General features: G+C 67.3%; 25 protein-coding genes and 2 tRNA genes. 10 read left to right on the top strand and 17 right to left on the bottom strand.

Translation table 11 applies throughout. The annotated features are described in order from the left end of the window. Positions 1–4 precede the first annotated feature (4 nt). Positions 5–625: a DUF3710 domain-containing protein gene (locus AC1C2T_RS14315; RefSeq protein WP_495360324.1), complete on the bottom strand. Its 621-nt coding sequence runs from the start codon at positions 623–625 to the stop codon at positions 5–7. Further along, entirely contained in the window at positions 622–1,080 is a 459-nt protein-coding gene (gene dut, locus AC1C2T_RS14310) for a dUTP diphosphatase (RefSeq protein WP_495385734.1), read from the bottom strand. The genes AC1C2T_RS14315 and dut overlap by 4 nt, the downstream gene beginning before the upstream one ends. Before the next feature lie 38 nt (positions 1,081–1,118). Here dut and AC1C2T_RS14305 point away from each other — a divergent pair, with 38 nt between their 5' ends. After that, the gene (locus tag AC1C2T_RS14305) at positions 1,119–1,583 is read left to right on the top strand and encodes a DUF3093 domain-containing protein (RefSeq protein WP_495360326.1); all 465 of its coding nucleotides are present in this window, start codon (positions 1,119–1,121) and stop codon (positions 1,581–1,583) included. On the opposite strand, the gene AC1C2T_RS14300 is transcribed toward AC1C2T_RS14305, so the two are convergent. Both AC1C2T_RS14300 and AC1C2T_RS14295 read right to left on the bottom strand, forming a co-directional pair. Next, entirely contained in the window at positions 1,580–1,873 is a 294-nt protein-coding gene (locus AC1C2T_RS14300) for a DUF4193 domain-containing protein (protein ID WP_495353764.1), read from the bottom strand. The genes AC1C2T_RS14305 and AC1C2T_RS14300 overlap by 4 nt on opposite strands. A gap of 47 nt (positions 1,874–1,920) precedes the next feature. Beyond that, on the bottom strand, positions 1,921–2,199 hold the full coding sequence (locus AC1C2T_RS14295) for a hypothetical protein (RefSeq protein WP_495385792.1): 279 nt from the start codon (positions 2,197–2,199) through the stop codon (positions 1,921–1,923). On the opposite strand from AC1C2T_RS14295, the gene sepH reads away from it, so the two are divergent. Together sepH and AC1C2T_RS14285 are read left to right on the top strand one after the other, a co-directional pair. Further along, positions 2,107–3,135 carry a septation protein SepH gene (gene sepH, locus AC1C2T_RS14290; protein WP_495385791.1) on the top strand — a complete coding sequence of 343 codons (1,029 nt, stop codon included), beginning with the start codon at positions 2,107–2,109 and terminating at the stop codon, positions 3,133–3,135. The two genes, AC1C2T_RS14295 and sepH, sit on opposite strands and share 93 nt — an antisense overlap. A 104-nt stretch (positions 3,136–3,239) precedes the next feature. Beyond that, positions 3,240–3,524, top strand: coding sequence for a DUF6504 family protein (locus AC1C2T_RS14285; RefSeq protein WP_495385733.1), 285 nt, complete (start codon positions 3,240–3,242; stop codon positions 3,522–3,524). 53 nt (positions 3,525–3,577) lie between these two features. Here AC1C2T_RS14285 and AC1C2T_RS14280 read toward each other — a convergent pair whose 3' ends face one another. The 8 genes from AC1C2T_RS14280 to AC1C2T_RS14245 all read right to left on the bottom strand — a co-directional run bounded on the left by AC1C2T_RS14280 (position 3,578) and on the right by AC1C2T_RS14245 (position 10,561). Beyond that, the gene (locus tag AC1C2T_RS14280; protein ID WP_495385790.1) at positions 3,578–4,756 is read right to left on the bottom strand and encodes a benzoate/H(+) symporter BenE family transporter; all 1,179 of its coding nucleotides are present in this window, start codon (positions 4,754–4,756) and stop codon (positions 3,578–3,580) included. A 24-nt stretch (positions 4,757–4,780) separates the two neighbouring features. Then, the gene (gene clpX, locus AC1C2T_RS14275) at positions 4,781–6,055 is read right to left on the bottom strand and encodes an ATP-dependent Clp protease ATP-binding subunit ClpX (RefSeq protein WP_495360329.1); all 1,275 of its coding nucleotides are present in this window, start codon (positions 6,053–6,055) and stop codon (positions 4,781–4,783) included. A gap of 114 nt (positions 6,056–6,169) precedes the next feature. Then, on the bottom strand, positions 6,170–6,928 hold the full coding sequence (locus AC1C2T_RS14270; RefSeq protein ID WP_495360330.1) for an AAA family ATPase: 759 nt from the start codon (positions 6,926–6,928) through the stop codon (positions 6,170–6,172). Between the two features lie 9 nt (positions 6,929–6,937). Beyond that, positions 6,938–7,606 (bottom strand): ATP-dependent Clp protease proteolytic subunit, encoded by a 669-nt coding sequence (locus AC1C2T_RS14265; protein WP_495360331.1) that lies wholly within the window; start codon positions 7,604–7,606, stop codon positions 6,938–6,940. Between the two features lie 27 nt (positions 7,607–7,633). Further along, a complete protein-coding gene (locus AC1C2T_RS14260) occupies positions 7,634–8,218 on the bottom strand; it encodes an ATP-dependent Clp protease proteolytic subunit (protein WP_495360332.1) in 585 nt (194 codons plus the stop codon). A 73-nt stretch (positions 8,219–8,291) separates the two neighbouring features. Beyond that, entirely contained in the window at positions 8,292–8,774 is a 483-nt protein-coding gene (locus tag AC1C2T_RS14255) for a tetratricopeptide repeat protein (RefSeq protein WP_495385732.1), read from the bottom strand. A gap of 146 nt (positions 8,775–8,920) precedes the next feature. After that, on the bottom strand, positions 8,921–10,438 hold the full coding sequence (gene tig, locus AC1C2T_RS14250; protein WP_495385731.1) for a trigger factor: 1,518 nt from the start codon (positions 10,436–10,438) through the stop codon (positions 8,921–8,923). Positions 10,439–10,487: 49 nt separating this feature from the next. After that, positions 10,488–10,561: transfer RNA gene (locus tag AC1C2T_RS14245), tRNA-Pro, on the bottom strand. 179 nt (positions 10,562–10,740) lie between these two features. Here AC1C2T_RS14245 and AC1C2T_RS14240 point away from each other — a divergent pair. Both AC1C2T_RS14240 and AC1C2T_RS14235 read left to right on the top strand, forming a co-directional pair. Continuing rightward, positions 10,741–14,520 (top strand): SCO7613 C-terminal domain-containing membrane protein, encoded by a 3,780-nt coding sequence (locus tag AC1C2T_RS14240; RefSeq protein WP_495385730.1) that lies wholly within the window; start codon positions 10,741–10,743, stop codon positions 14,518–14,520. A gap of 85 nt (positions 14,521–14,605) precedes the next feature. Next, positions 14,606–14,679: transfer RNA gene (locus tag AC1C2T_RS14235), tRNA-Gly, on the top strand. 100 nt (positions 14,680–14,779) lie between these two features. Here AC1C2T_RS14235 and AC1C2T_RS14230 read toward each other — a convergent pair. Both AC1C2T_RS14230 and AC1C2T_RS14225 read right to left on the bottom strand, forming a co-directional pair. Then, entirely contained in the window at positions 14,780–15,442 is a 663-nt protein-coding gene (locus AC1C2T_RS14230) for a response regulator transcription factor (RefSeq protein WP_495360336.1), read from the bottom strand. Next, positions 15,423–16,706 carry a sensor histidine kinase gene (locus AC1C2T_RS14225; RefSeq protein WP_495385729.1) on the bottom strand — a complete coding sequence of 428 codons (1,284 nt, stop codon included), beginning with the start codon at positions 16,704–16,706 and terminating at the stop codon, positions 15,423–15,425. Before AC1C2T_RS14225 ends, AC1C2T_RS14230 begins: the two co-directional genes overlap by 20 nt. 125 nt (positions 16,707–16,831) lie before the next feature. Between AC1C2T_RS14225 and AC1C2T_RS14220 the strand changes: the two genes are divergently transcribed. From AC1C2T_RS14220 to AC1C2T_RS14200, 5 genes are all read left to right on the top strand, one after another. Beyond that, positions 16,832–17,572 carry an ABC transporter ATP-binding protein gene (locus AC1C2T_RS14220; RefSeq protein ID WP_495360338.1) on the top strand — a complete coding sequence of 247 codons (741 nt, stop codon included), beginning with the start codon at positions 16,832–16,834 and terminating at the stop codon, positions 17,570–17,572. Then, positions 17,569–18,912 (top strand): FtsX-like permease family protein, encoded by a 1,344-nt coding sequence (locus AC1C2T_RS14215; protein WP_495360339.1) that lies wholly within the window; start codon positions 17,569–17,571, stop codon positions 18,910–18,912. The genes AC1C2T_RS14220 and AC1C2T_RS14215 overlap by 4 nt, the downstream gene beginning before the upstream one ends. A gap of 217 nt (positions 18,913–19,129) precedes the next feature. After that, complete coding sequence (locus tag AC1C2T_RS14210) at positions 19,130–19,411, top strand: type II toxin-antitoxin system RelE/ParE family toxin (RefSeq protein ID WP_495385728.1); 282 nt, start codon at positions 19,130–19,132, stop codon at positions 19,409–19,411. Between the two features lie 11 nt (positions 19,412–19,422). Continuing rightward, positions 19,423–19,719 carry a HigA family addiction module antitoxin gene (locus tag AC1C2T_RS14205; protein ID WP_495385727.1) on the top strand — a complete coding sequence of 99 codons (297 nt, stop codon included), beginning with the start codon at positions 19,423–19,425 and terminating at the stop codon, positions 19,717–19,719. A gap of 142 nt (positions 19,720–19,861) precedes the next feature. After that, positions 19,862–20,359 carry a Dps family protein gene (locus AC1C2T_RS14200; RefSeq protein ID WP_495385726.1) on the top strand — a complete coding sequence of 166 codons (498 nt, stop codon included), beginning with the start codon at positions 19,862–19,864 and terminating at the stop codon, positions 20,357–20,359. Positions 20,360–20,459: 100 nt separating this feature from the next. Here AC1C2T_RS14200 and AC1C2T_RS14195 read toward each other — a convergent pair whose 3' ends face one another. The 3 genes from AC1C2T_RS14195 to AC1C2T_RS14185 form a co-directional block, all read right to left on the bottom strand. After that, complete coding sequence (locus tag AC1C2T_RS14195) at positions 20,460–21,116, bottom strand: response regulator transcription factor (RefSeq protein WP_495360343.1); 657 nt, start codon at positions 21,114–21,116, stop codon at positions 20,460–20,462. A gap of 70 nt (positions 21,117–21,186) precedes the next feature. Beyond that, positions 21,187–22,596: a sensor histidine kinase gene (locus AC1C2T_RS14190; protein WP_495385725.1), complete on the bottom strand. Its 1,410-nt coding sequence runs from the start codon at positions 22,594–22,596 to the stop codon at positions 21,187–21,189. Continuing rightward, on the bottom strand, positions 22,586–24,118 hold the full coding sequence (locus AC1C2T_RS14185) for a multicopper oxidase family protein (RefSeq protein WP_495385724.1): 1,533 nt from the start codon (positions 24,116–24,118) through the stop codon (positions 22,586–22,588). The genes AC1C2T_RS14190 and AC1C2T_RS14185 overlap by 11 nt, the downstream gene beginning before the upstream one ends. Between the last annotated feature and the right edge of the window lie 24 nt (positions 24,119–24,142).

Here is a 24,142-nt window from a genome sequence, read left to right as displayed (position 1 = left end):
TCGGTCACGCCGTGGGTGCGCCTGCGGAGGACGCGGGCATACGCAGCGGAATCAGGTCGCGCGGCGGCATCGGTGTGGTGCCGCGCACCACGACGATCGAACGGAAGAGGTCTTCGACCTTGGCAGCCGCAGTCGGGTCGACTGCTGCTTCGCCGGCGATCACGCCGCGCAGGAACCATCGGGGTCCGTCGACCCCGATGAAGCGCGCGAGTCGCATCTGACCCTGCTGTCCCTCGCCCGCGGCGACGGGGATCTGGGCGAGCAGTTCGGGCCCGAAGGTGCCCTCGCGCACGTTCGTCGTGCCGCCCTGGCGGGCGATCTGGTCGGCGATCTGCGCGCGGATCTCGTGCCAGAGGCCACTCGAACGCGGCGCGGCGAAGGGCTGCACCTGCAGCGTCGAGTTCGCATAGTCGAGCCCGATGGCGACGACCCGCTTGGTGCCCTCTTCGACCTCGAGGCGAAGGTGGAGCCCCTCACGCGGCAGCACCTTCACGCCGCCCAGATCGACATAGGGGCGAACCGGGTTCGCCTCGGCCTCATCGAAGGGGCCCGCGCTCGCGCGGTCTTCGGGGGCCGACTTTGGCTGGTCGGCGGATACCTCGCCGAGATTCTCGATGTCGCTCACGCGTTCACTCCTGACTTGTGCGCCCCGGTGCCTGTGGAGCCGAATCCGCCCTCGCCGCGCACGCTGCCGGGCAGTCGCTCGACTTCGACGAACCGCGCACGGAGTACGGGCATCACAACGAGCTGGGCTATACGGTCGCCGGCCTCGATCGTGTACGGCTCGGTCGCGTCGGTGTTCAGTAGGGCGACCTTGATCTCGCCGCGGTAGCCCGCATCGACGGTGCCCGGCGCATTGACGATCGTGATGCCGTGCTTGAAGGCCAGGCCCGAGCGAGGCACGACGAAGGCGACGTACCCGTCGGGCAATGCGATCGAGACGCCTGTGCCGACGGTGGCACGCTCTCCGGGATCGAGCACGACCGACTCGGCGGCATGGAGATCGGCGCCCGCGTCGCCCGGATGGGCGTATGCCGGAACGTGCTCGGCCGTGATCAGCACATCGATGGAATCGGTCACTGTTCGAGGGTAGTGCAGAAGTCTGGTCGAATAGAGCCATGCCCGACTACCGCGAAAGACTCTGGCCGACGCCGTGGATCTACCTCGCCTCACTGTTCTTCATCCCCGCGAGCATCCTCGTGCTTGCGCCGGTTTCGCTGCCCGCGGGCATCGCGACCGGGATCATCCTCTACGGCGCGGTGGTCGCCTCGCTCAGCTTGACGGCGCCAGTCATCGAGGTCGCTGACGGTCGACTCAGTGCGGGTCGTGCGTCGATCCCGCTCGCCGACACCGGAACGGCGGTGGGGGCGACGGATGCCGCTGCGCGCGTCGAACGCGGAACAGGCCTCGACGCCCGCGCCTTCCTCGTGATCCGGGGCTGGGTGCAGCCGGTGGTGCGTGTTCCCGTCACCGATGCGTCCGACCCCACGCCGTACTGGCTGATCTCGACACGTCATCCGAAAGAACTGGCCGCCGCGATCAATGGATCACGACGGCCTGAACGTTCTGAGTCGGGCGTCTAGGACGCGCACTCCAAGCAGATCGGCCCGAGCTTCGTCTCGTGGTCGATCTGTGAACGGTGCTTCACGAGGAAGCAGTTCACACAGGTGAACTCGTCAGCTTGCGGTGGAAGCACCACGACGTCGAGTTCGACGTCGGAGAGATCGGCACCAGCGAGGTCGAACCCACCGGGGTTATCGGCGTCTTCGACATCCACTACGCCCGACATCTTGTCGGGGACGCGCTCCTTGAGGGCCTCGATCGACTCAGAGTCGTCTTCGGTCTTCCTCGGTGCGTCGTAATCCGTTGCCATTCCCATCCATTTCCTCATCGCCGAAGATTCGGCGGCCATAGTCTGCATCAAATCGGTTGCGTTAGCAAACCCCTTGTGTGGGTTTTCTCAGGTGCTTCGTGCTCAACTTCCGCCGCGCCCGAGGTATTCCCACGAGCACACATCTCGACGTGGCATCCTTGGGCGGAGACGAAGGCACGGAAGGGCTTGTCGCGATGCAGGAACTCAAGGTAATCGGAGTCGAGAACGGCGCGTTGCTCGCCGCGTCCGACGATGGCGCGCGCTTCCGGATCGAGATCGACGAAGTACTGCAATCTCGCATCCGGCAGGCGCAACCCGAGCAGCACACCGGGCCCAAACCTTCGCCGCGCGAAGTGCAGTCCCACATCAGGTCGGGCATGTCGGCCGAAGAGGTCGCCCAGGTCACCGGCGCATCCCTCGACTACATCCGCCGCTTCGAAGGCCCGGTGCTCGCCGAGCGCGAACACATGGTCACCTCGGCGCTCGCGGTGCCCGTGCACGTCTCGATCGAGGTCGATCCAGCCGACGAGCCGCCGTCGTTCGGCGGAGTCATCCGCGACCGACTCGCCCAGCTCAGCGCCCATGGTGAACGCTGGGCGAGCTGGAAAGACGAAGAGCGCGGCTGGATCATCAAGCTCGAGTTCACCGCCGAGACGATCGACCACGACGCGCGCTGGAGCTTCGAACCTCGCAAGCAGTCGTTGCAGCCGCTGAACTCCGAGGCGATCACGCTCTCGCAGCAGGGTGAGATGAAGGGCGGGCTGATCCCGCGCCTGCGTGCCGTCGCTCCCGATTCCGACGAATCCCGTTTCGACAGCGGCGCCTTCACCTTCGAAGAGCCCGAGCACGGCGACTTCGACACGGCCCCTCACCTCGAGCCTCTCCCGTACTCGCGGTCGCCTCAGACGTCGAGTCCTGCGGCATCGCGCGCGGCGATCAAACGGGCGGATGAACCGAAGCAGACGCTCGGCGAGACAGCAGACCTGCTCGAGGCGCTCCGGCGACGGCGCGGCGAGCGAGAGGCTGCCGGCAACGGGCAGGAGCAACCGCCGACTCCCACTCCGGCAGTACTTCAGGAAGCAGCGCCCGCCCCCGAGCAACCGGTCGAAGAGAAACCCGGCACGGCCGCTCGAAGCATTTGGGGAGGTAAGGCCTCCACCAGCCCGGCTGGCACGCGAGGCGTCTCCAAGAAGGGGCGTGCTTCGATGCCGAGCTGGGATGAGATCGTCTTCGGCGCGCGCACCGACGACGATCTCGCCTGACCGCCTACTGACCTGAGGAAGGCCGCCGTGCAAGTGCACGGCGGCGTTTGTGCGCTCGGGCGCGGTGCTACCATCGAACATACATTCGATTCGGTGAGGTGCCCATGTCGCTCGTTCACGAGTTCGTCGAGGTATTGACGAACGACGACGGCCGCCCCGAGCGACTCGTGTGGCGCTCCCGTCGCTTCCGCGTGACCGACACGCCGACGACGCTCGTGGGCCCGTGCGACTGGTGGTCACCCGTCGCGGCACACGATGTCTCACCGGGTAGACCGCCGCTGCAGATCGCGGGCTGGCGTTTCCAGGCCAGCGCCGACGACGGCGAGACCCACGTCTTCGACGTACGCTGCCAGGAGCGCCGCTGGGAGCTCGTGCGCATCTTCGATTGAGCAACCCGCTGGCACAGCCGTTTTCAGGGCGTCAGGAGTCTTCACCGCGCCGTTCAGCGCGTTTCGCTGGCCTTCGCGTTCCTGTCGCGACTGCGCGGACGCAACCAGAGCATGAGGATGCCGCCCACCACGAGCCCCCAGAACGCCGAGCCGATCCCGGCGACCGCGACTCCCGACGCGGTCACGAGGAAGGTGCCGATCGCGGTGATGCGCTGCCCCGGATCTTCGAGTGCCCCCGTGACGGAGGTGACCAGAGCGCCGAGGAGCGCGAGCCCGGCAACCGCCGTGATGATGACCGGCGGTGAGGCCTGCACGACAGCGGCAGCCAGCCCCGCCCCTGCGCCGAGCACGAGATAGACGACCCCCGAGGTGAGCGTGGCGACCCAGCGGCGCCCCGCATCGGGATTCGACTCGGGGCTCGCCATGATCGCCGCGGTGATGGCTGCGAGGTTGATGGCGTGTCCGCCGGCGAAAGCTGCAGCCACCGATGCGACGCCCGACGTCACGAGCACGGGCCGAGGCGCCAGGCGATAGCCGAACGTCGACATCACCGCGAACCCCGGCACGTTCTGCCCGGCCATCGTCACGATGAAGAGCGGCAACCCGAGACTCACGATGACGAACGGGTCGAAGACCGGTGCGACGAACTCGAGCTGCGGCCCGACGGCATCACTGCCGAGCACAGCCGGACCCGCGATCATCGCGATGCCGATCACCGCCACGAGCATCGCCGCCGGAACGGCCCAGCGAGGCGCGAGGCGGGCGAGCAGCAGCCAGACGAGCACCATCGGAATCGCGATCCCCGGCTGTTCGACGGCCGCGAAAACGGGCGCGACGCAGATCGGAAAGAGGATGCCGGCGAGCATCGCGCTCGCGATCGGCTTCGGGATGCTCGTGATCGCACGCCCGAGCGCGGGCCACAAGCCCGAGAGCACGATGAGCACACCGCAGACGATGAACGCGCCGATCGCCGCCGCGAACTGCTGGGTGGTGGCGGCCGCCGCGACGAGCAATGCCGCACCGGGTGTCGACCAGGCGAACGAGACAGGCATCCGGGTGATGATCGGTAGGAGGATGCACGTGACGCCGGTCGCGATGCACAGTGCGAACAAGCCTGAAGCCGACTGCGTCTCGCTCGCGCCGACGGCGAGGAGTCCCGCGATCACCAGGGCGAACGAGCTCGCGAACCCGGTGATGGCCGCGATGACGCCCGCGACGACGGTATGGAAGATGGCCGGTGCTCGCTCGAACGAGTTCTACGCCGACTTCTCAGCGCGACGCGGCTTGTGCTGCACGATCGTGGGGGCTGCGTTGTCGAGCACAGCGGCCTTGGTGACGACGACTCGGGCGACACCCGTCGAAGAGGGCACCTCGAACATGATCGGTCCGAGCACTTCCTCCATGATCGCGCGGAGGCCGCGCGCACCGGTCTGTCGAAGCACTGCGAGGTCGGCGATCGCCTGCAACGCCTCCTCTTCGAAGTCGAGTTCGACGCCGTCGAGCTCGAACATGCGCTGGTACTGACGCACGAGCGCGTTCTTCGGCACGGTGAGGATCTCCATGAGCGCCTCGCTGTCGAGGGGAGTCACGGTCGCCACGACCGGCAGCCGGCCGATGAACTCTGGAATCAGGCCGAACTTGTGGAGGTCTTCGGGCAGCACCTCACTGAAGATGTCGGCTTCGTCTTCTTTGTTGTGCAGCGGGGCACCGAATCCGATGCCGCGCTTGCCTGCGCGCGAGGAGATGATGTCTTCGAGCCCGGCGAATGCGCCGGCCACGATGAAGAGCACGTTCGTCGTGTCGATCTGGATGAACTCCTGGTGCGGGTGCTTGCGCCCGCCCTGCGGCGGCACCGATGCGACGGTGCCCTCGAGGATCTTCAGGAGCGCCTGCTGCACGCCCTCACCCGAGACATCCCTCGTGATCGACGGGTTCTCGGCCTTTCGCGCGATCTTGTCGACCTCGTCGATGTAGATGATGCCGGTCTCGGCGCGCTTCACATCGAAGTCGGCGGCCTGGATCAGCTTGAGGAGGATGTTCTCGACGTCTTCACCGACATACCCCGCCTCGGTGAGGGCTGTGGCGTCGGCCACGGCGAACGGCACGTTCAGCTGCTTGGCCAAGGTCTGCGCGAGGTACGTCTTGCCGCAGCCCGTGGGGCCGATCAGCAGGATGTTGGACTTCGCGAGCTCCACATCGTCGCGCGCGTCTGCCGAAGTGAGCGTGGTGCGCGCGCGAACGCGCTTGTAGTGGTTGTAGACCGCGACGGCGAGCGCCTTCTTGGCAGCCTCTTGACCGATCACGTACTCTTCGAGGAATCCGAAGATCTCTTTCGGCTTCGGCAGCTCGAACTCGCCTGCCTCGGTCTCGCCGGCCTCGGCGAGCCGCTCCTCGATGATCTCGTTGCAGAGTTCCACGCACTCGTCGCAGATGTAGACGCCGGGTCCGGCGATGAGCTGCTGCACCTGCTTCTGGCTCTTTCCGCAGAAGGAACACTTGAGCAGGTCGGCGCTCTCTCCGATGCGTGCCATCGAAACCCTCCCTGTCAACGAGTCTGTTCCGAGCCTAGCCCGAGATCGGGCCGATCGAGGGTAGCCGGTCGGATTCGACACGCCCAGCGGTTCGCCGGTCGCGAACTGCGGCGATCAGTCGAGCAGGTGGCGCAGATACCGCTTCGGGTCATCGAGGTACAGACGCCAGTGCGAGACGAGCTCGAGTTCCTCCCAGGTGGTCTCGCGGATGCCCCACTCCCCCAGCTCGAGGATCGTGGCGCCGGGCACCGAGGCGAGGATCGGCGAATGGGTGGCGCAGATGACCTGCGTGCCGCGCGACACCATGCGGTCGAGGCCGGCGATCCAGCTGAGGATGGAGGCGAACGAGAGGGCTGCCTCTGGCTCGTCGAGGCAGACGAGGCCGGCAAGGTACTGCGAGTGGTTCAACTTGTTGTCGAGTAGGTCGTTGAACGACTCGCCGTGGCTCATCGAGTGCAGGTGCTGGTCGGGGCTGCCGGGCAGCGCCTCGAGGTAGCTGTAGTAGCCGTGCATCGTCTCTGCCCGCAGGAAGAAGCCCCATCGCGGCGCGGAAGGACTGCGTTCGATTCGCAGCCAGTCGCCGAGCGGCGATTCGCTCGGTCTGGTGGATCGCCCGCCGTTGTTGCTGCCGCCCTCTGGCGGGAGCCCGTAGGCCGTCGCGATGCCCTCGAGCAGGGTCGACTTGCCGCTGCCGTTCTCGCCGACGAGGAAGGTGAGTCCTGGCGCGAACTCGATGCCGCCATCCCCGATGAGCTGGGCGACCGCGGGAATCGTCGCCGGCCAGGAACCGCGGTCGATCGCGGCATCCGAATACAGCGAAACGCGACGGATGGCGCGGCTGTCGTTCAGCCAGTCATCCGCCGCGTTCACCACGCTGCGAGGTTATCGCGTGATCGCCGGGAGGCTCTTGCGCGAAGTGAGCACCTGGTCGATGAGACCGTATTCGAGGGCTTCGGCCGCGGAGAGGATCTTGTCGCGGTCGATGTCGGTGTTGACCTGCTCCTGCGTGCGGTTCGAGTGACGCGAGAGCGTCTCTTCGAGCCATCCACGCATGCGCAGGATCTCGGCCGCCTGGATCTCGATGTCGGATGCCTGGCCGTGCCCGGCCTCGCCCATCGCCGGCTGGTGGATCAGGATGCGCGCATTCGGCAGTGCCAGGCGCTTGCCGGGCGTGCCTGCAGCGGCGATGACCGCCGCCGCCGACGCAGCCTGGCCGAGTACGACCGTCTGAATGTGCGGACGGATGTACTGCATCGTGTCGTAGATCGCCGTCATCGCGGTGAAGGAGCCACCGGGCGAGTTGATGTAGAGGATGATGTCGCGGTCGGGATCCATCGACTCGAGCACGAGGAGCTGCGCCATGATGTCGTCGGCGGATGCGTCGTCGACCTGCACGCCGAGGAAGATGATGCGGTCCTCGAAGAGCTTGGCGTAGGGGTCTTGGCGCTTGTAGCCGTAGGCAGTGCGCTCCTCGAAGGTCGGCAGGATGTAGCGCGAGCCCGGCGCCTGGACGCCGTTGAAGGCGGTGCCACCGAAAGCAGGGATGTTCATTCGCTCGTTCTCTCTTCTCTCGAGTGCCTACGCCTGGGTTCCGCCGCCGCCGGCGACGTCGAGTGCCGACTCGCGGATGTGGTCGACGAAGCCGTACTCGAGTGCCTGCTGTGCGCTGAACCAACGGTCGCGGTCACCGTCGGCGTTGATCTGCTCGACGGTCTTGCCGGTCTGCGCTGCGGTGATCTCGGCGAGTCGCTTCTTCATGTCGAGGATGAGCTGCGCTTGCGTCTGGATGTCGCTCGAGGTGCCGCCGAAGCCGCCGTGTGGCTGGTGCAGGAGCACGCGCGCGTTGGGGGTGATGTACCGCTTGCCCTTGGTGCCGGCGGTGAGGAGCAGCTGCCCCATCGAGGCGGCCATGCCGATGCCGACCGTGACGATGTCGTTCGGCACGAATTGCATCGTGTCGTAGATCGCCATGCCGGCCGTGATCGACCCGCCCGGTGAATTGACGTAGAGGAAGATGTCTTTCTTGGCATCTTCGGCGGCGAGCAGCAGCAGCTTCGCCGCTATCTCGTTGGCGTTGTCGTCGCGCACCTCGGAGCCAAGCCAGATGATGCGGTCCTTCAGCAGTCGATCGAAAACACCGGTGCCTGGTGTCGGTTCGGCCATGTGTCGCTCCGTTTCCGTTGTCGCGTTCACTCGAATCTATCCGGTGCAACGCACGCGAACAGGGCTGTTCGCCCTAGGCGGATGCCGCGAGCTCCGCGGCGTACGCAGCGACCGAGACGCGGTAGCGCCGCAGGTGCGGCGCGAGGGCCGAGAGAGCGTCGGATGCCGCACGACGAGCGTCGCCCGCATCGACGAGGGCGAGAGCCCTGAACGCGACGACGGCATCGTGCAGTTCCGCTGCGTCGGGCTCGATCGCATCGAGGAGGGCGATCGCCTCGAGCGGCCGCCCGAGGTTGCGGATCGTGGAGGCGAGCTGGACGTGGGCCTGCACGCGTTCAGAACCGGCGAGGCCGTTCGCGAGGGCATCACGGTACAGCACTTCGGCGTCGGCTTCGCGGCCTGCGGAGTCACGCGAACCCGCACGCTCGAAGAGCGCGAGCGGATCATCTGCCGGCCGCTCGGCCGCGATGGCGTCGATGCGGCGGATCACCTCGTCGTCACCGAGTTGGTCTGCTTCCGCCCAGACGTCGTCGACCCGCTGCTGCCAATCGCTCATGCGCGCACCTCTCAACTGCTCCGACGACGTTCTGCGGCGTGGAGGACACCCCGAATCCGACCTCCATGCCGGAAACCGTCGTCGGAAGGGAACGGAATGAACGAAGGGGCCGGGCGAACTCGCCCGGCCCCTTCGCTCATGCGGAACTACTCTGCGGTCTTCTTCGTTGCGCGCTTCTTGGGCGCGGGCTTCTCGGCAGCGTCATCGGCAGCGGCAGCCTTCTTCGGCGCGCGCTTCTTCGGCGCGGGCTTCTCGGCAGCGTCATCGGCAGCGGCAGCCTTCTTCGGCGCACGCTTCTTCGGCGCGGGCTTCTCGGGGGCTTCGGCCTCTTCGACGATCTCTTCAGCTTCGTCGACGACTTCGGCCTCTGCTTCGGCTTCGCTTTCGGCAACGGCGGTGAACTCGGAGAGATCGACGGGCTTGCCCGCGGCATCCGACACCTTCGCCTTGCCGAGCGCGATCGCGAGCGCCTTGTTGCGCGCGACCTCGCCGACCATGGCCGGAATCTGGTTGTTCTGGCTGAGCGCCTGAACGAACTCGTTCGGGTCCATGCCGTACTGGCCCGCGCCCTGCACGAGGTACTGGGTGAGCTCGTCCTGGCTGACCTGCACGCCCTCGGCTTCGGCGATCGAGTCGAGCAGGATCTGCGTCTTGAACGCCTTCTCGCTCGATTCGGCGACCTCTGCGCGGTGCTCGTCGTCTTCGAGGCGGTTCTCGTTCTCGAGGTGACGGTGCACCTCGTCGTCGATGACGGCCTGCGCGACCGGCACCTCGACGAGCTCGAGGAGCTTCTCGACGAGAAGGTCGCGGGCCTGGTTGCCCTGGCCGAACGACTTGTTGCGTGCGACCTGCTCTGTGAGGCTGTCGGTCAGCTCGGCGAGAGTGTCGAACTCGCTCGCGATCTGCGCGAAGTCATCGTCGGCCTCGGGAAGCTCGCGCTCCTTCACGGCGGTGACGGTGACGGTGATCTCAGCGGTCTCGCCCTCGTGGTCGCCGCCCAGGAGCTTCGATGCGAAGGTCGTGGTCTCGTCGGCCGAGAGCGTGTCGAGCGCCTCGTCGATGCCCTCGAGCAGTTCACCCGAGCCGAGCTCGTAGGAGATGCCGCTCGCCGTGTCGACCTCGGTCTCTTCGATCATGGCGACGAGGTCGAGGGTCACGAAGTCGCCGGTCTCGGCAGGGCGATCGACGGTGATGAGCGTGCCGAAGCGGCTGCGCAGGCGCTCGAGCTCTTCGCCGACCTCGTCGTCGCCGACCTCGACGGAGTCGACCGTGAGCTCGATGCCGTCGTAGGCGGGCAGTTCGATCTCGGGGCGAACGTCGACCTCGATGGCGAGCAGCAGCTCGCCCGAGAAGTCCTTGTCGCTCGGCCACTCGACGATGTCGGCCTCTGGCCGGCCGAGGGGGCGCAGTTCGTGCTCGGCGACGGCGGCGCGGTAGAACCCGTCGAGGCCCTCGTTGACGGCGTGCTCGAGCACGGCGCCCTTGCCGACACGCTGGTCGACGATGGGCGGCGGCACCTTGCCCTTGCGGAACCCGGGCACATTGATCTGCTCGGCGATGTGCTCATAGGCGTGGGTGATGCTGGGCTTCAGCTCCTCAGGCGTCACCGAGATGGTGAGCTTGGCGCGTGTCGGGCTCAGCTTCTCAACCGAAGTGGTCGGCATGTGGAAGATCTCCTGTTGTGTGGAAGTTCGTGTCGAGTCCTGGAACTCGTCGGGGCGACAGGATTCGAACCTGCGACCTCCCGCTCCCAAAGCGGGCGCTCTACCAAGCTGAGCTACGCCCCGAGTCGCGACTCAACTCGTCGATTCAGCCGCACGGACATGCCGAGGCATGCGTCAGACGGATGGACCCCGGAAAGTCTACTGCACAGCGCTTGCGCTCGTTGTGCACTTGCCTTCCGGCAGCCGACGCGCTGCTGTGGATGAATCGTCACCGTGACTGCACACCGTGGCAGAGTGTGCGCATGCCCGACCACGATTCCGTCGTCCGACGCGACCTCCGACGCTGGCCGTCCGGCCCGGCGCAGCTGGTGGACACGACCCTCTGCCCCGCGTGCTTCAGCCCCTTGCGTTCGGCAGCGTGCGACACGTGCGGTCTCGATCTGGCCGTTCCCGCGGCTGGAGAGCTGCTCGCTGCTGGGCGACGGCTGTACGACGACGAGGCGAGTCGGCAGTCGCTGATCTCGGCCATGCGTGAAGCTCAGGCGGCAGGGGCCCGCGACGCAGCCATGACGACGGATGTCGCGGCGCAGGTCGGCGCGCAGGTCGCCGCAGCGGCGCATCCGGTAGTCAGTGCGACAGCAGCGGATGCCGCACACGCCGTTCCCGCGCCGCTCACGTCTGCTCCGGCTCCGGTTGCGGTTCCCGCTGCACCGAGTGCGCTCATTCCGCCTCCCACGGCCGCTTCGACGGCGCCCTCCGCTCCGACGGCACCCGCTTCGACCAGTTCCGGTCGCTCCGGCGTACAGGTGCTGCTCCTCACACTCGGCGTCGTGTTGATCTCGATCACGGCCGTTGTGTTCCTCTTCGTCGCCTACCTCGTGGCGAGCCTCGAGGTGCGCTCGGTGATCATCGCGATTGCGAGCGTGCTGGTGCTCGGCGTCGCATGGCTGTTGCGGGCGCGAGGCCTTCCGGGGACGGCAGAGGGCGTGGCATCCGTCGCCATCGTGCTGCTGTTGCTCGACGTGTGGATCGTGCGGGCCAACGGGCTGTTCGACACCGACTCCCTCGGCGCCGCCGGGTACACGGGCGGAGCGCTGTTGATCGTCGCGGCCGTGCTCTTGGGCGTGCGTAAGGTCAGCGGCATCCGCGTGACCGGCTTCGCCGCGGCGGCGCTCGAGCCCGTCGGCGTCTTCCTGCTGACGTTCGAGCTTGCGCCCGACGACCTCCCGGGCACTGGCTGGTGGCTCGGCTTCCTCACCGTTTCGCTGCTCGGGTCGGTTGCAGTACTGCTGCCGCGCACCGCCGAGCGCGCGATCGTGCTCGGCGCTGGATTCGTCGCCGGTGCGTTCGCGCTGATCCCTGCGTTCTGGGCGCTGGTCGACATCCAGTGGAACCAGCTGTGGAGTTACCTCGCCGTCGCGGTGGCGTGGTTGGTCGCACTGATCGCGGTGCGCTTGCGAAGCAACGACGTGTCTCAGATCTGGGCTCGCATCGCCGCGCCCGCGTTCGGACTGAGCCTGGCACTCGCGCCGACCGTGTCGATCGTCTCCGAACTCGACACGGATCTCGCGATCTGGCTCGCGCCCGCCGCGGCGGGCGTCGTGGCCTCCGTGTTCGCCGCCGGCGTGCGTCTGACCGGGCCGGCGTCGCGCGACTCGCTCTGGGCGTGCGTGGCTGCGGTGGTCGTCGCCGTCTCCGCTGCGATACCCGGAGCGTTCCTCGGCCTCGGCGCGATCGCCGCCAGGCTCGTGGCGAGCGTGCCGCCGTGGAGCCTCGCCGTCGACGAACCATCCGTGACCTTGCCAGTGGAGCACGATCTCGTGGTCGTCCTTGTGCCGTTCGTCGCTGCGGTCGGTGCACTCGTCATCACGGCACTGGTGCGCCGGGTGCGCATGCTCGTTGCCATCCCCATCGGCGCAGGGCTTGCGGGTGTCCTCGTGGCCGGTGCGATCGCTCCGAACCTCGTCGTGTGCGCCGTCGTCCTGACTGCACTCGGGGGCGGCGCATTGGCGCTCGCGGCGGCACTTCGACGCTTCATGTTGCCGGGCCTCCTCGTGACGCTCATCGTCATCGGAAGCTGCGGCGGTGCGCTCGCCTGGTGCGTGGGCTACTCGAGCTCGGCACTGTGGCCGTGGGTGGCTGGCCTCGTGATCGCCATCACCGTGGCCGGACGAGTGCTTGCGCGTCGCGTCTGGGCGGCGCACGTCAGCGCGCCGATCGGCTCGGCGCACCTTGCGATCGCGACGACGCTCTTCGCCGGCTCCGCCTTCTCGATCGCTCCCTGGCTCGATGCGGCCGGATGGCTACTCCTCGAATCGTGGAACTCGCCATGGATGTGGCTCGCAACGGTGAGCACCGCCCTGCTTGCCATCGCCGCACTTGTGCGGAACGGCAGCACGGGCGATCGCCTGGCCGTCACCGTGCCACTGCTCGCGGCATCCGTCGTCGCGCTGTGGGCGCTCGCCTTCGAGACGGATGCCGCTGTGCGCTGGCTGCCCGCGATCGTCTTCGTCGTCGCGGGTGTGCTGTGGCTTCGCGTCGGTACCCCGGCAGTGCTGCGCACGGTCTTCGCCGCGACGACCCCGCTCGCCCTCGCGTTCACGTCTGCCGTCGTCGTCGACGTCGTCTTCGGGGCTGAGTTCGTCGCCATCGGTCTCGCCGGAGCCGGCCTGCTCGCAGCCGCGCTCGCACACCTGGTGCCGCCGCGTACCGGGAGTTCGCGGCTCGCATGGGGCATCGCGGTCGGGGTCATCGGCCTCACGGCTCTCGTCTCGGGCTTCACCGGCGCCTTCGCGACTGACACGTCGTGGCTGGTACTGCTCCTGCTCACCCCCGTGCCGATCGTGATGGCCGCGCTCGACGGCGACCCGATCGCCGGCCAGAAGCCGACCCGACACCTCGCCTGGCTGAGCCTCGGGCTCGGCGTATCCACGGTGTGGGCCTGGCTCGCGGGTGACGGCGTCGAGAACGTCGAGGCCTACACGCTTCCACTCGCCGCTGCGTTGGCCGTCACCGGCGGTCTCATCACCTGGCGGCGATTCACCGCCGACTCGCGCGCCACGGGCCGCACGGCCCTCTTCGGCGCTGCCGCGGCGATCGCGGTGCTGCCCAGCGTCGGGTCGAGCGGCGACTCCGAATTTCGCACTCTGCTGCTCGTTTCGATCGGCATCGTCGTGTCGATCGCCGCGATCTTCCTGCCCGAGGCGGCACGCGGAGTGCCCATTCGCCTCCTTGGAGTGAGCGCCGGTTGGGTGGCCGTCACCGGCGCGGCGCTCGTGCGCACTTCTGCCGTCGCGTCGGGCGCAGCCGACAGCGTGCTCATCGTCGAATTCTGGCCGGTCGTCGCGCTCATCGCCGGTGCGACGATCGCGGTGATGTGGGCCCGCACCGGGTCGACGCCCGAGTGGTTCGGGCAGGTGATGCTCGCGGCATCCGTCGCCTTCGCCGCCGTGCCGACCGTGCTCGCGATTGCCAGCGGTGAGGAGCCCACAGTGCGCGCTGCCGTGCTGTTCCCGCTGCTCGCGCTGGCGCACATCGCCGCTTCGGCGACGACCGCGAAGCCGGTCGCTGGGCCGATGCTCGGCTGGACCAGCCTCGGCGTACTCGTCATCGGCGGCCTCATCGCGCTCGTGCAGGGCGAAGTCGACCCGTTCGACCTCGTCACGGCGTCGGTCGGCGTCGCGCTCATCGGCGCGGGCGCATTCCGTTTGCGCCGCTCCCCCGAGCTCGGCAGCTGGCCGGCACTCGGGCCGGGGCTCGCGGTGCTGCTCATTCCGGCGCTCATCGCCGACTTCGCCGATCCCGAACTCTGGCGCAACGTGGCTCTCGGCGTCGTGGCGGTCGCCGTCGTGGTCATCGGCGCCGTGCGTCGCCTGCAGGCGCCGTTCCTCCTCGGTGGAACTGTGCTGCTCATCCACGCGATCGTGCAGCTCTGGCCGTGGATCACCGCGCTCTACGAGGCCGTCTGGTGGTGGCTGTGGCTCGGCATCGCGGGCGTGCTGCTCGTCGTTCTCGCAGCAACCTACGAGCGTCAGATGCGTCTCGCGCGCGGCACGATCCGCTCGATCGCTTCGCTGCGGTAGTCGGCGCGCGCGGTTTCTGCGGCGCGCGTCACAGCGACGGATGCATCGTGTACTACGATGATCCAGTGCCCGCGAGCGGGCGCGCGGGGATGTAGCTCAATGGTAGAGCCTCAGTCTTCCAAACTGATTACGCGGGTTCGATTCCCGTCATCCCCTCCACATATCCGGCCAACGATCAGCCGTTTTCCCGCAGCTCCATGCTGTTTGTCCCAACGGGTTCTCAGGGAACGAGTCAGGCCGGAATCCGTCTCGCTGCGAGTTAAGGGCGATCGTTCTGGAGATAGGTCAGGACCGCCCTGACCCGGCGATTTTCATCGACTGGGTTGAGTCCGAGCTTGATGAAGATGTTGCCGATGTGTTTGCTGACTGATGCGTCGGTGAGAACGAGTGTGGCGGCTATATCGGCATTCGACTGTCCGTCTGCCATGAGGCCGAGCACTTGGCGCTCTCGTGCCGTGAGAGTTTCGAGCGGTCCCGGCTGGGTAGTGCTGAGGAGGTGCTGCACCACGTCGGGGTCGATGACGGTGCCGCCGGCCGCAACTGTTTCGAGTGCGTCGTCGAAGTCGCGGACTCGATTCACGCGGTCCTTGAGGAGGTAGCCGATCGCACCTTCGCGGAGTGTGAGCAGTTCGCGGGCGTAGTTGTCTGCGATGTATTGCGACAGAACTATGATGGGCTGGGTCGGATGCGCGCCCCGAATCTCGAGTGCGGCGCGAAGCCCATCGTCGCTGTTCGTGGGCGGCATCCGGACATCGGTGAGAACGAGATCTGGTCGCTCGTCGATATCGGCGAGGCGCGCGAACTTCGCGAGGAGATCAGGTGCGGTCTCCGCGGTGGCGGCGACGGTGTGGCCGAGCCGTTCCAAGAGGGCAGTCAGCGCTTCGCGCAGCAGCGCGGAGTCCTCAGCGAGCAGCAGACGCATCGCGCTCCGAGATCGCCGCAATGATCGGCAGGGCCATGTACAAGGTCGTTGGTCCCCCGTCTGGACTGATGATGGTGAACTGCCCGCCGAGCGTCTCAGCTCGCTCGCGGAGTCCGCGCAGCCCGGTTCCAACGTTCTCATCGGCCCCGCCATGCCCGTTGTCGGTGACGCCCACAGCGAGTGTGTCGGCTTCGATGCCGACTCGGACGGTCAGGCGTGTGGCGGTGGTGTGCTTGGCGGCGTTGCTCATCGCCTCGGTGACGAGATAGTAAGCGGCCGTCTCGACCGCGCTCGGGAGCCGACTGAATTCGGCCATGTCGACGATGATCGGGACCGGGGTGCGGTCCGCCAGCTCGTTGAGCGCGGCACGGAGGCCGTAGTCCGTGAGAACAGCGGGGTGGATGCCACGGACAGTATCGCGCAGCGTCGCCATCGCGTGCTCGGCCTGGCCTTGAGCAGCATCGAGCGCGCCGCGCGCGAGCTCCGTGTCGCTCCCTTGTGCGGCGAGATCATCGAGTTCGAGGCTGACCATTCCAAGTCGGGCAGCGAGAGTCACGAGTTCCTGCTGTACTCCGTCGTGCAGGTCGCGCTCGATGCGTCGCCGTTCGCTCTCGAACGCCTCGACCAGCGCGGCACGCGACTGGATGAGCCGTTCGACGTTTCGGGCGAGCTCGCGTGGGCGAGGTCCGCAGAGCATACGCAGTAGCGACGATTGGCCCGCCGCGACGAAGGCATTGACGTAGGCAATCAGGCACATCGCGACCAGGCTGATCGGGATGACCAGCCACCAGTTGTCCGGTCCCACGATGATCCGGACGTCTGCGAAGAGGTGTACTTGCGCGAGACCACGGGCGCCGGAGACACCGATGAAGACGAACACGACGAGGCAGAGCCCTTGAGCGAACAGGGCGGCCAGCGCGACCCAGCCGAGCACGAGGTCGAGAAGCAGTGCCGCGGTCTCCCGCCAGGTCGCGCCCTCGTTCATCCGCACACCCAACCAGATATGCCGTTGCGCACGAGTGAGGGGCACGTGCCCGGAGGCTTGACGGGGAAAGCCGAGGATGTGGGTGCGACGGCGCTCGATCGCGCCGATGACGATGCCCCACAGTGGCAGGAGCAGAAGCGTGACGATCACGACCGGCAACAACACGAGCCCGAGCGCGGAGCTCGCCAGCAGGTAGATGAGCGTGCGCCAAGGCCATCGGCTGAGCAGGAACCGCCACGGCGGCTGCATCAGCGCCTGCCATACGGTTGCCGGCCTCATACCCCAACACTACGGAGGCGACGGCCACGGGGGCTGGCGCCTTTGCGAAGAGTAGAGCCAGCTCTACCCCGACTCTCCACCTCGCCCCCTCGCGCCCGTCCCGCCCGTCGCATCCAATAGAGAGTGTGACCGAACCGCTCATTCGCGCCGAGAACCTGCACAAGACCTTCCCCGGAGTCGGGCCGAAGGAACCCCGCGTGCCGGTGCTGCGCGGGATCTCCCTCGACGTTCATCCCGGCGAGATGGTCAGCATCGTCGGACCCTCCGGCTCCGGCAAGTCCACACTGCTCTACTGCCTCTCCGGGCTCGAACCCTACGACTCCGGCTCCGTTCAACTCACCGGGCGCGAACTGCGCACGCTCCGGCGCGGTGGACTCGCCACTCTTCGTCGCAAGCATGTCGGTTTCGTGTTCCAGTCCTACAACCTCATCCCTTCCCTCACCGCCCGGGAGAACATCGCCTTGCCTGCGCGACTCGCCCGCCGGGGGGTGAACCGGGCGAGCATCGATCGCGTGCTGGCCGAAGTCGGGCTGACTGACCGGGGCAGCCACAGGCCTGGGCAGCTCTCCGGCGGGCAACAGCAGCGTGTCGCGATCGCCCGCGTGCTCGCCATGCGGCCCGACCTCGTGTTCGCCGACGAGCCCACAGGCTCCCTCGATACCGCAACCGGCGCCGACGTGCTCCGGCTTCTACGTGGCGCAGCCGATGACCACCGCTCGGTCATCGTCGTCACGCACGACCTCGAAGCTGCCGCCCTCGCCGACCGCGTGCTGGTACTGCGAGACGGCCTCATCCACAGCGAACTCCGGCATCCGGCTCCCGAACAGGTACTCGAGGCAATCACTCTCGCCGGGGTCGCCGCGTGATCCGGCTCATCTTGTCCGATCTGGCCGCTCACGGCCGGGTGTGGCTCGGCATCGTCGCCGTAACCGTCGCCACCGGCTTCGTCGCCGCCATTGCCGCCGGGCTCATCGAGACCGGCGCGGTCCATGGCGGCCGTATACAGGAAGGGCTTGCCAGCACCAGCGCCGCCGTCATCATGTTCACCACCGTCGCCGCGCTCATCGTGCTCAGCTCGACCGCGAACCTCACCGTCGCCCTGCAACAGCGCAGCTATGCCCTGTGGCAACTCGTCGGTATCCGACCTCTCCTTGTCGCGCTGGTGGTGCTCGCTCAGCTCGCCATCGTCGGCATCATCGGCGCGCTGATCGGATGCATAGTGGCGATCCCGACATTCGGCCCGCTGTTCACGTGGGCGTTCAGTGATTGGGAGCAGATGCAGGGCATCACGCTTCACCTGGGACTTGTCAGTGTGTTCGTGGTGACCGCCGCGATCACCACGGTCGTGCTCCTCGGCGGGCTCCGCGGCGCACGCCGGGCCAGTCGCACACCCCCTATTGAGGCGCTGCGCGACGCGGACCTGCCCCTGATCAAGATGGGGCGGGTCCGTATCGTCCTCACTGCGGCGATCTTCGCCGGCACCACCGCGCTGGCGATGAACCTCGACGGAAGCGCGTCGATGTCCGCGCTTTCCGGCCAAGCCATCCTGTTCACGCCACTCATCGCGGCGGCCCTCGCTGCAGCGGGACCCGTTGTGTTCCCGATCGTCCTTCGAGCATGGACGTCGCTGCTGCCGGCGAGGGCATCGGCGTCGTGGTTCCTCGCACGCAACACCGCCCGGTACCGGCTCGGCCAGTCCAGCGCCGCGATCGGCCCGCTCATGGTCGCCATCGCCCTTGCCGGCGGCCTCTACACCACCGGCGCGACCCTAGCAGCAGCCCAAGCCACGCGAACCGGCACCAACGAGGGATTCGATCTTGCGCCAGAAGGCGTCGTGATCCTCCTCGGCGGCCCGCTCCTGCTCTCGGCCGTTGCCGCTGCTGCGACCGTGTTCATGTCCGGCCACGCACGCGAACGCGAGTTCGCACTCGTCCAGGCGGCTGGCTCAACGCACACCGGAATCATCCTCACCGCGATCTGGGAGGCCGTCATCTTCACCGTCACTGCGGCCATCCTCGGAGCACTCGCCACCGTCATCGGCGGGCTCATCGTCGCCGCCGCGCTCGCACTGCCGTTCCCCGTAGTGTCGTTCGGAACCATCGCACTGATCGCCGGCGGCGGCCTAGTGCTCACCCTCGCGGCGACCGTCGCACCGACCACCGCGGCTCTCCGGCATGAGATGCCCCGAACGCTCGCCGTCGAGTAGCACTGCTTCTGTCATTGAGTCAGGATTGAACGGGCATAGCGCCGGCAATTGCACTCACGGACACCGAAGGCACTCCGACCAATCGATTCATCCTCCGTCGATTGCGACGCACACGTCAGTCCGATCGAGTCGCTCGGTCACCCGCAGGCGTCCCTGCGAGCGAATCGCTCCACTAGAAACGCTTGCCGTTATTATCGCATTGCGTTACTATTGAGTCGTGATCCGTTCTTTCGCCGACGCGGCAACTGAGCATGTGTGGAGACGTGAGCATTTGCGACGGTTCGGGCCGGATCTCCAGAGGATGGCGCTCCGAAAACTGCTCATCCTCGATGCCGCCGAGACGCTCGCCGATGCCAATTCGCCGCCCGGCAACCGATTGGAGAGCCTCAGCGGCGACCGGCACGGGCAGCACAGCATTCGTGTCAACGACCAGTTTCGGATCTGCTTCATCTGGACCGCCTCTGGTCCTGAAGACGTCGAAATCGTCGACTACCACTGAAAGGAGACATCATGACCGACACGTTCGAACCGATCCACCCCGGAGAGATTCTCCTCGAGGAGTACATGAAGCCGCTCGGGCTGACGCAGTATGCGCTCGCGAAGGCGATCAGGGTGCCGGCGCCGCGCATCGGGAGCATCGTTCACGGCACCCGATCGATCACCCCTGACACCGCCCTTCGACTCGCTCGAGCCTTCCGCACCTCTGCACGCTTCTGGTTGAACCTCCAAACCCGTTACGACCTCGAGCTCGCGGTCGCCGCCCATAAGGCCGACATCGACGAGATCACTCCGCTCGTCGGCGCGTAGCTGCATCCCGCGGCACGTCCGGCGCTGCGACATCCGCAACGCCCGATGTCAACCCCCACCCAGCCGAGCCTTCCCTTCCTTGAAATACGCGGGCATCCGCGTAGCGTTGAGGAAGACATACGCTCCAGGGAAGGTGGACCACATGACCGATACCAAGATCGCTCCCAAGATCCCGAAGACCGGCGCGAACGCCGACGTCGCCTCGGGCGTCGCCCAGTTCCTCACGCCCGTCGTGCAGGAGCTCGTCGCCCTCGCCGTCAACGGCAAGCAGGCGCACTGGCACGTACGCGGGTTGAACTTCATCGCCGTGCACGAACTGCTCGACGAGGTCGTGGCGCACGCACAGGACTGGGCCGACCTCGCCGCTGAGCGGGTCGTCGCCCTCGGCTTGCCCGTCGACGGCCGCCTGAAGTCTGTTTCCGACAAGAGCGGGGCCGTGAACCCGAAGCTCGGCTTCCAGCCCTACGACGAGGCGATCGCCGACGTCGTCGCGCAGATCGACCTCGCAGCCGAGAAGGTCGCCGAAGCGATCGAGGGCCTCGACGAGCTCGACCCGGTGAGCCAAGACGTCGTCATCGAGATCCGCCGCGGGCTCGATAAGGACCGCTGGTTCCTCTTCTCGCACGTCGCCGTGAAGTAAACGCGCGATGGCGGCCTGACGGGCCCGGGTGCAAAATGCCGGTATGACGGCGGATGCACCCGGGCCCGACTCGTCCCACGGCTGCGACGACCAGCGGTGATCAGCGCTGCAACCAGGTGAGCACCGCGAGTACCCGCCGATGGTCGGTGCCCGAGTCTTCGAGGCCGAGCTTCTGGAAGATCGAAGTGACGTTCTTCTCCACAGCTCCGACGCCGATGAACAGCTGCTTGGCGATGCCGGCGTTGGTGCGGCCCTCGGCCATGAGGGTCATCACCTCGCGCTCGCGTGGGGTCAGCGACTCGAGTGGGTCGCTTCGACGGGCGATCAGCTCGCGCACCACCTGCGGGTCGAGCACGGTGCCGCCCTGGCTGACGCGTTCGACCGCGTCTTCGAGCTCGTCGAGAGATGCCACGCGATCTTTCAAGAGGTACCCCATGCCACCCTCGCCCGATGAGAGCAGCTCGTGCGCGTAGGTGCCCTCGACGTACTGGCTGAGCAGCAGCACCCCGACCTTCGGCATTCGCCGTCGCAGTTCGAGGGCCGCGCGCACTCCCTCGTCGCGGAACGTCGGCGGCATGCGCACGTCGAGCACGGCGAGGTCGGGCCGGGTCTCGTCGAGCGCTGCGAGCAGCGAATCGGCTTCGCCGTAGGCGGCGACCGTCTCGAAGCCGGCCTCATCGAAGAGACGTATCAGACCTTCACGCAAGAGCACCGAGTCTTCGGCGAGCACGATTCGGAGCGGCGTGCGGTCGGTCATTCCCCCCACATTAGCGGGGGGCGAGCGGATGCCTCGCGGCGGTGCGGCCGCGAGGCATCCGCTGATCGGGTCAGTTGCCTGAAGGCGGCGACTGGAGCGGCACGTACGGGATGTGGGCGCCGATCGTCGTCGGTCCGCCGACGGGGCTGTCGACGACGAACATGCCGCGCAGGCCCTGCACCCGATCTTGCAGCCCGGCGAGCCCGTGGCCGGAAGCGAGCGTTGCACCGCCGCGCCCGTTGTCAGTCACCCAGAGGTCGATCCAGTGGCCGGTGGGCCCGGTGTCGCGGGTCGAGACGGAGAGACGGATGCCGGTGGCCTCGGCGTGCTTCACGGCATTCGTCAGCAGCTCTGCGGCGACGAAGTAGACGTTGCGTTCGATCGGCGCCGGCAGCGCGGCATCCGTCGGCAACACGATCTCGATCGTCACCGGAACCGGGCTCCGGGCCCCGAGCGACTGCAGGGCGACGGCGAGACCGCGGTCCTGCAGGATCGGAGGTGCGAAGCCTCGTGAGAGAGCTCGCAGCTCGTCGAGCGTCTCGCGGGCCTGCTCGCGGGCCTCGCCGAGGAGTCCACGCGCCGAGTCGGGGTCGCGCTCGAGCTTGCGCTCGATGGCGGCGAGGTCCATCTGGAGGCGCACGAGCCGCTGCTGCGGGCCATCGTGAATGTCGCGCTCGAGGCGGCGAAGCGAGGCGTCTTCGGCCTGCACGGCGGCGCCGCGGGAGGCGGAGAGCTGTGCAACCTCGCGCTCGAGAGCCTCGGAGCGCCATGCGCCGAGCACGCCGCGCGCGATGACGTCGTGCAACAGGGTCAGGCCGCGGAAGACGAACGGCAGCGTGGCGAGGAAGATCAGGCCGATGACGAACTCGAAGATCGCTTCGCCCACCCGCGGATCCACGCTCATCGTGTTGCCGGGGAAGGCCCAGTCGACGACGACGTCGTAGAGCCAGAAGTCCTGATCGCCACGGCCCTCGGGAATGTACCCCTGCCAGATCCAGCCGGTAGTGCCGCCGAGTGCGACGGAGGTCCATGCGACGGTGACGCTCCACGTGACGACGCTGACGATCGGGTTGATCACCATGCCGTGCAGGACGTACAGCCAGTAGTGGCCTTCGATGAACGGTGCGAATATCGTGCGCCAGAAGCCCCGGTCGGGGTCGGCCCGCTCCCATGGCGGTCGGGCGATCGGGCGCCGCCCCGCCCCGCGAAGGCGCGCCAGTTCGAGCGTGCCGAAGCCTCGCGCCATGAACAACGACGCGACGAGGATGAAGACGCCGAAGACGAGGATGATGAGCCCGAGCCCGGTGAAGAAGGTCGTCGACAGCAGCACGAGGCCCGCGATCGCGATGGGCATCGTGAGGATGAGGAAGCCGAACTCGCGCGGCACCGTCGCCCACAGCGACCAGTAGCTGCGGCGCTTCGCCGCGGCATCCGTGGGGCCCGCCTCGGGCGCAGTCTGGGTGATGGTTTCAGTGCTCATGGTGGGTTCCTTCAGTCATCGTCGCACGCTGGCCCGGTTCGACGACGGCGAACTGGCCCATCATTCCCTGGTCTTCGTGCCACAGCAGGTGGCAGTGGTACATGTACGGCGTGTCGGGGTCGGTGTAGTCCTCGAAGCGCATCAGGAGTTCGTACTCGGTGTGCGGCTCGGTGAAGATCGTGTCCTTCCAGCCCGCGAGCTCGGGTGGTGGTGCAGCGCCGTCGATCGATGCGATGCGGAACTGCACGTCGTGCACGTGGAAGCTGTGCGGCACGTCGGTCCCATTCTCGACCACCCACCGCTCGAGGGTGTCGACCGTCACGGTCGCGTCGATTCGGCCCATGTCCATCGAGTCGCCGTTGATCTCGAAGCTGTCGTTCAATTCGAAAGTTCGTGTGGTCGCAACCTCGGCCTCGTCGAACTCGGGAATCGTATTCAACCGCTCGGGCACGGCGGGCGCCGGGTCGAGTGTGTCGGCGGCGCGCAACTCGAGCACGTCGTACGAGTCCGTGCCGCCGTTCGTCGCAGCGATCGGCGCCACGAGCGAGGCGATCTCAGGGGTCATAAGCGACTGCAGAGTCAGGCGCTCGCCGGGAGTCACACGCACGAGCACCTCGGCGCGCTCCCCCGGCGACAAACGCACATGATCGAGTTCGACGGATGCCTCGAGCAGACCGCCGTCGGTCGCGATGAGTTCCACCGGCCGCCCATCACTCCACGTGAACGCATAGCTGCGGGCGGTGGAGGCGTTCAGGAGTCGGAGCCGGACGAGCTCGTCTTCCACGTCGAGATACGGGCCGCGGGTGCCGTTGACGATGAGTTCGTCGCCGAGTCCCCCGGCGTATCCATAGGGGTTCGGTTCCTTCTTCCCCTCCGCCGAGAAGCCGGTGTCCTGCACGATCACGGGAACGTCGTCGACGCCGTACTCGCGCGGGAGGCCAAGAGCGGCCTCGGCGTCGTCCTGCACGATGAACATGCCCGCGAGACCGCGAGAGACGTGGTCTTCGGTCTCGCCGTGCGGGTGCGGGTGGTACCAGAGGGTCGCCGCCTGCTGGTCGATATCCCACTCGGGCGACCACGCGCCACCCGCGTCGACCATCTGGTGCGGCCCGCCGTCCATCTCCGCCGGCAGGTGCATGCCGTGCCAGTGCACGGTCGTCGGTTCCTCGAGCGAGTTCGTGACGTCGACGCGCACGTGGTCGCCGCGCTTGGCGACGATCGTGGGGCCGAGATAGCTGCCGTTGAAACCCCAGGTCTTGTCGGGCTGGCCCGGTTCGAACTCGGTTTCGCCCGCTTGCGCGTCGAGCGCGAAGACTCGAGTGCCGTCGGCGTCGACGGTCGCCTCGGCGAGCGGCGGGATCGCGAGCGGCTTGTCGAACACGACATCGCCGACGGTGGAGACCTGACTCGGACCGGCGTTGCTGCATCCCGCGAAGGCCACTGCGATGAGCCCGCCGGCCGCGACTGCGGCGAGCGCGGATCCGATCGCGGCACGGGGTCTGCGGAGGCGTGTCTGAAGCATGACTCCAGCCTCGTGACGTCGGGG

Source organism: Agromyces sp. Y558, assembly GCF_059445415.1.
The sequence above is the reverse complement of the archived record's forward strand: the minus strand, read 5'-3'. Positions and strand labels throughout refer to the sequence as shown.

What these genes read in the sequence shown, in the direction of transcription:
- AC1C2T_RS14305 (WP_495360326.1), top strand. Translation starts at nt 1,119, where the DNA reads ATGCCCGACTACCGCGAAAGACTCTGGCCGACGCCGTGGATCTACCTC.
- AC1C2T_RS14300 (WP_495353764.1), bottom strand. Translation starts at nt 1,873, where the DNA reads ATGGCAACGGATTACGACGCACCGAGGAAGACCGAAGACGACTCTGAG.
- AC1C2T_RS14285 (WP_495385733.1), top strand. Translation starts at nt 3,240, where the DNA reads ATGTCGCTCGTTCACGAGTTCGTCGAGGTATTGACGAACGACGACGGC.
- clpX (WP_495360329.1), bottom strand. Translation starts at nt 6,055, where the DNA reads ATGGCACGCATCGGAGAGAGCGCCGACCTGCTCAAGTGTTCCTTCTGC.
- AC1C2T_RS14265 (WP_495360331.1), bottom strand. Translation starts at nt 7,606, where the DNA reads ATGAACATCCCTGCTTTCGGTGGCACCGCCTTCAACGGCGTCCAGGCG.
- AC1C2T_RS14260 (WP_495360332.1), bottom strand. Translation starts at nt 8,218, where the DNA reads ATGGCCGAACCGACACCAGGCACCGGTGTTTTCGATCGACTGCTGAAG.
- AC1C2T_RS14255 (WP_495385732.1), bottom strand. Translation starts at nt 8,774, where the DNA reads ATGAGCGATTGGCAGCAGCGGGTCGACGACGTCTGGGCGGAAGCAGAC.
- tig (WP_495385731.1), bottom strand. Translation starts at nt 10,438, where the DNA reads ATGCCGACCACTTCGGTTGAGAAGCTGAGCCCGACACGCGCCAAGCTC.
- AC1C2T_RS14240 (WP_495385730.1), top strand. Translation starts at nt 10,741, where the DNA reads ATGCCCGACCACGATTCCGTCGTCCGACGCGACCTCCGACGCTGGCCG.
- AC1C2T_RS14230 (WP_495360336.1), bottom strand. Translation starts at nt 15,442, where the DNA reads ATGCGTCTGCTGCTCGCTGAGGACTCCGCGCTGCTGCGCGAAGCGCTG.
- AC1C2T_RS14225 (WP_495385729.1), bottom strand. Translation starts at nt 16,706, where the DNA reads ATGAGGCCGGCAACCGTATGGCAGGCGCTGATGCAGCCGCCGTGGCGG.
- AC1C2T_RS14205 (WP_495385727.1), top strand. Translation starts at nt 19,423, where the DNA reads ATGACCGACACGTTCGAACCGATCCACCCCGGAGAGATTCTCCTCGAG.
- AC1C2T_RS14200 (WP_495385726.1), top strand. Translation starts at nt 19,862, where the DNA reads ATGACCGATACCAAGATCGCTCCCAAGATCCCGAAGACCGGCGCGAAC.
- AC1C2T_RS14195 (WP_495360343.1), bottom strand. Translation starts at nt 21,116, where the DNA reads ATGACCGACCGCACGCCGCTCCGAATCGTGCTCGCCGAAGACTCGGTG.
- AC1C2T_RS14190 (WP_495385725.1), bottom strand. Translation starts at nt 22,596, where the DNA reads ATGAGCACTGAAACCATCACCCAGACTGCGCCCGAGGCGGGCCCCACG.
- AC1C2T_RS14185 (WP_495385724.1), bottom strand. Translation starts at nt 24,118, where the DNA reads ATGCTTCAGACACGCCTCCGCAGACCCCGTGCCGCGATCGGATCCGCG.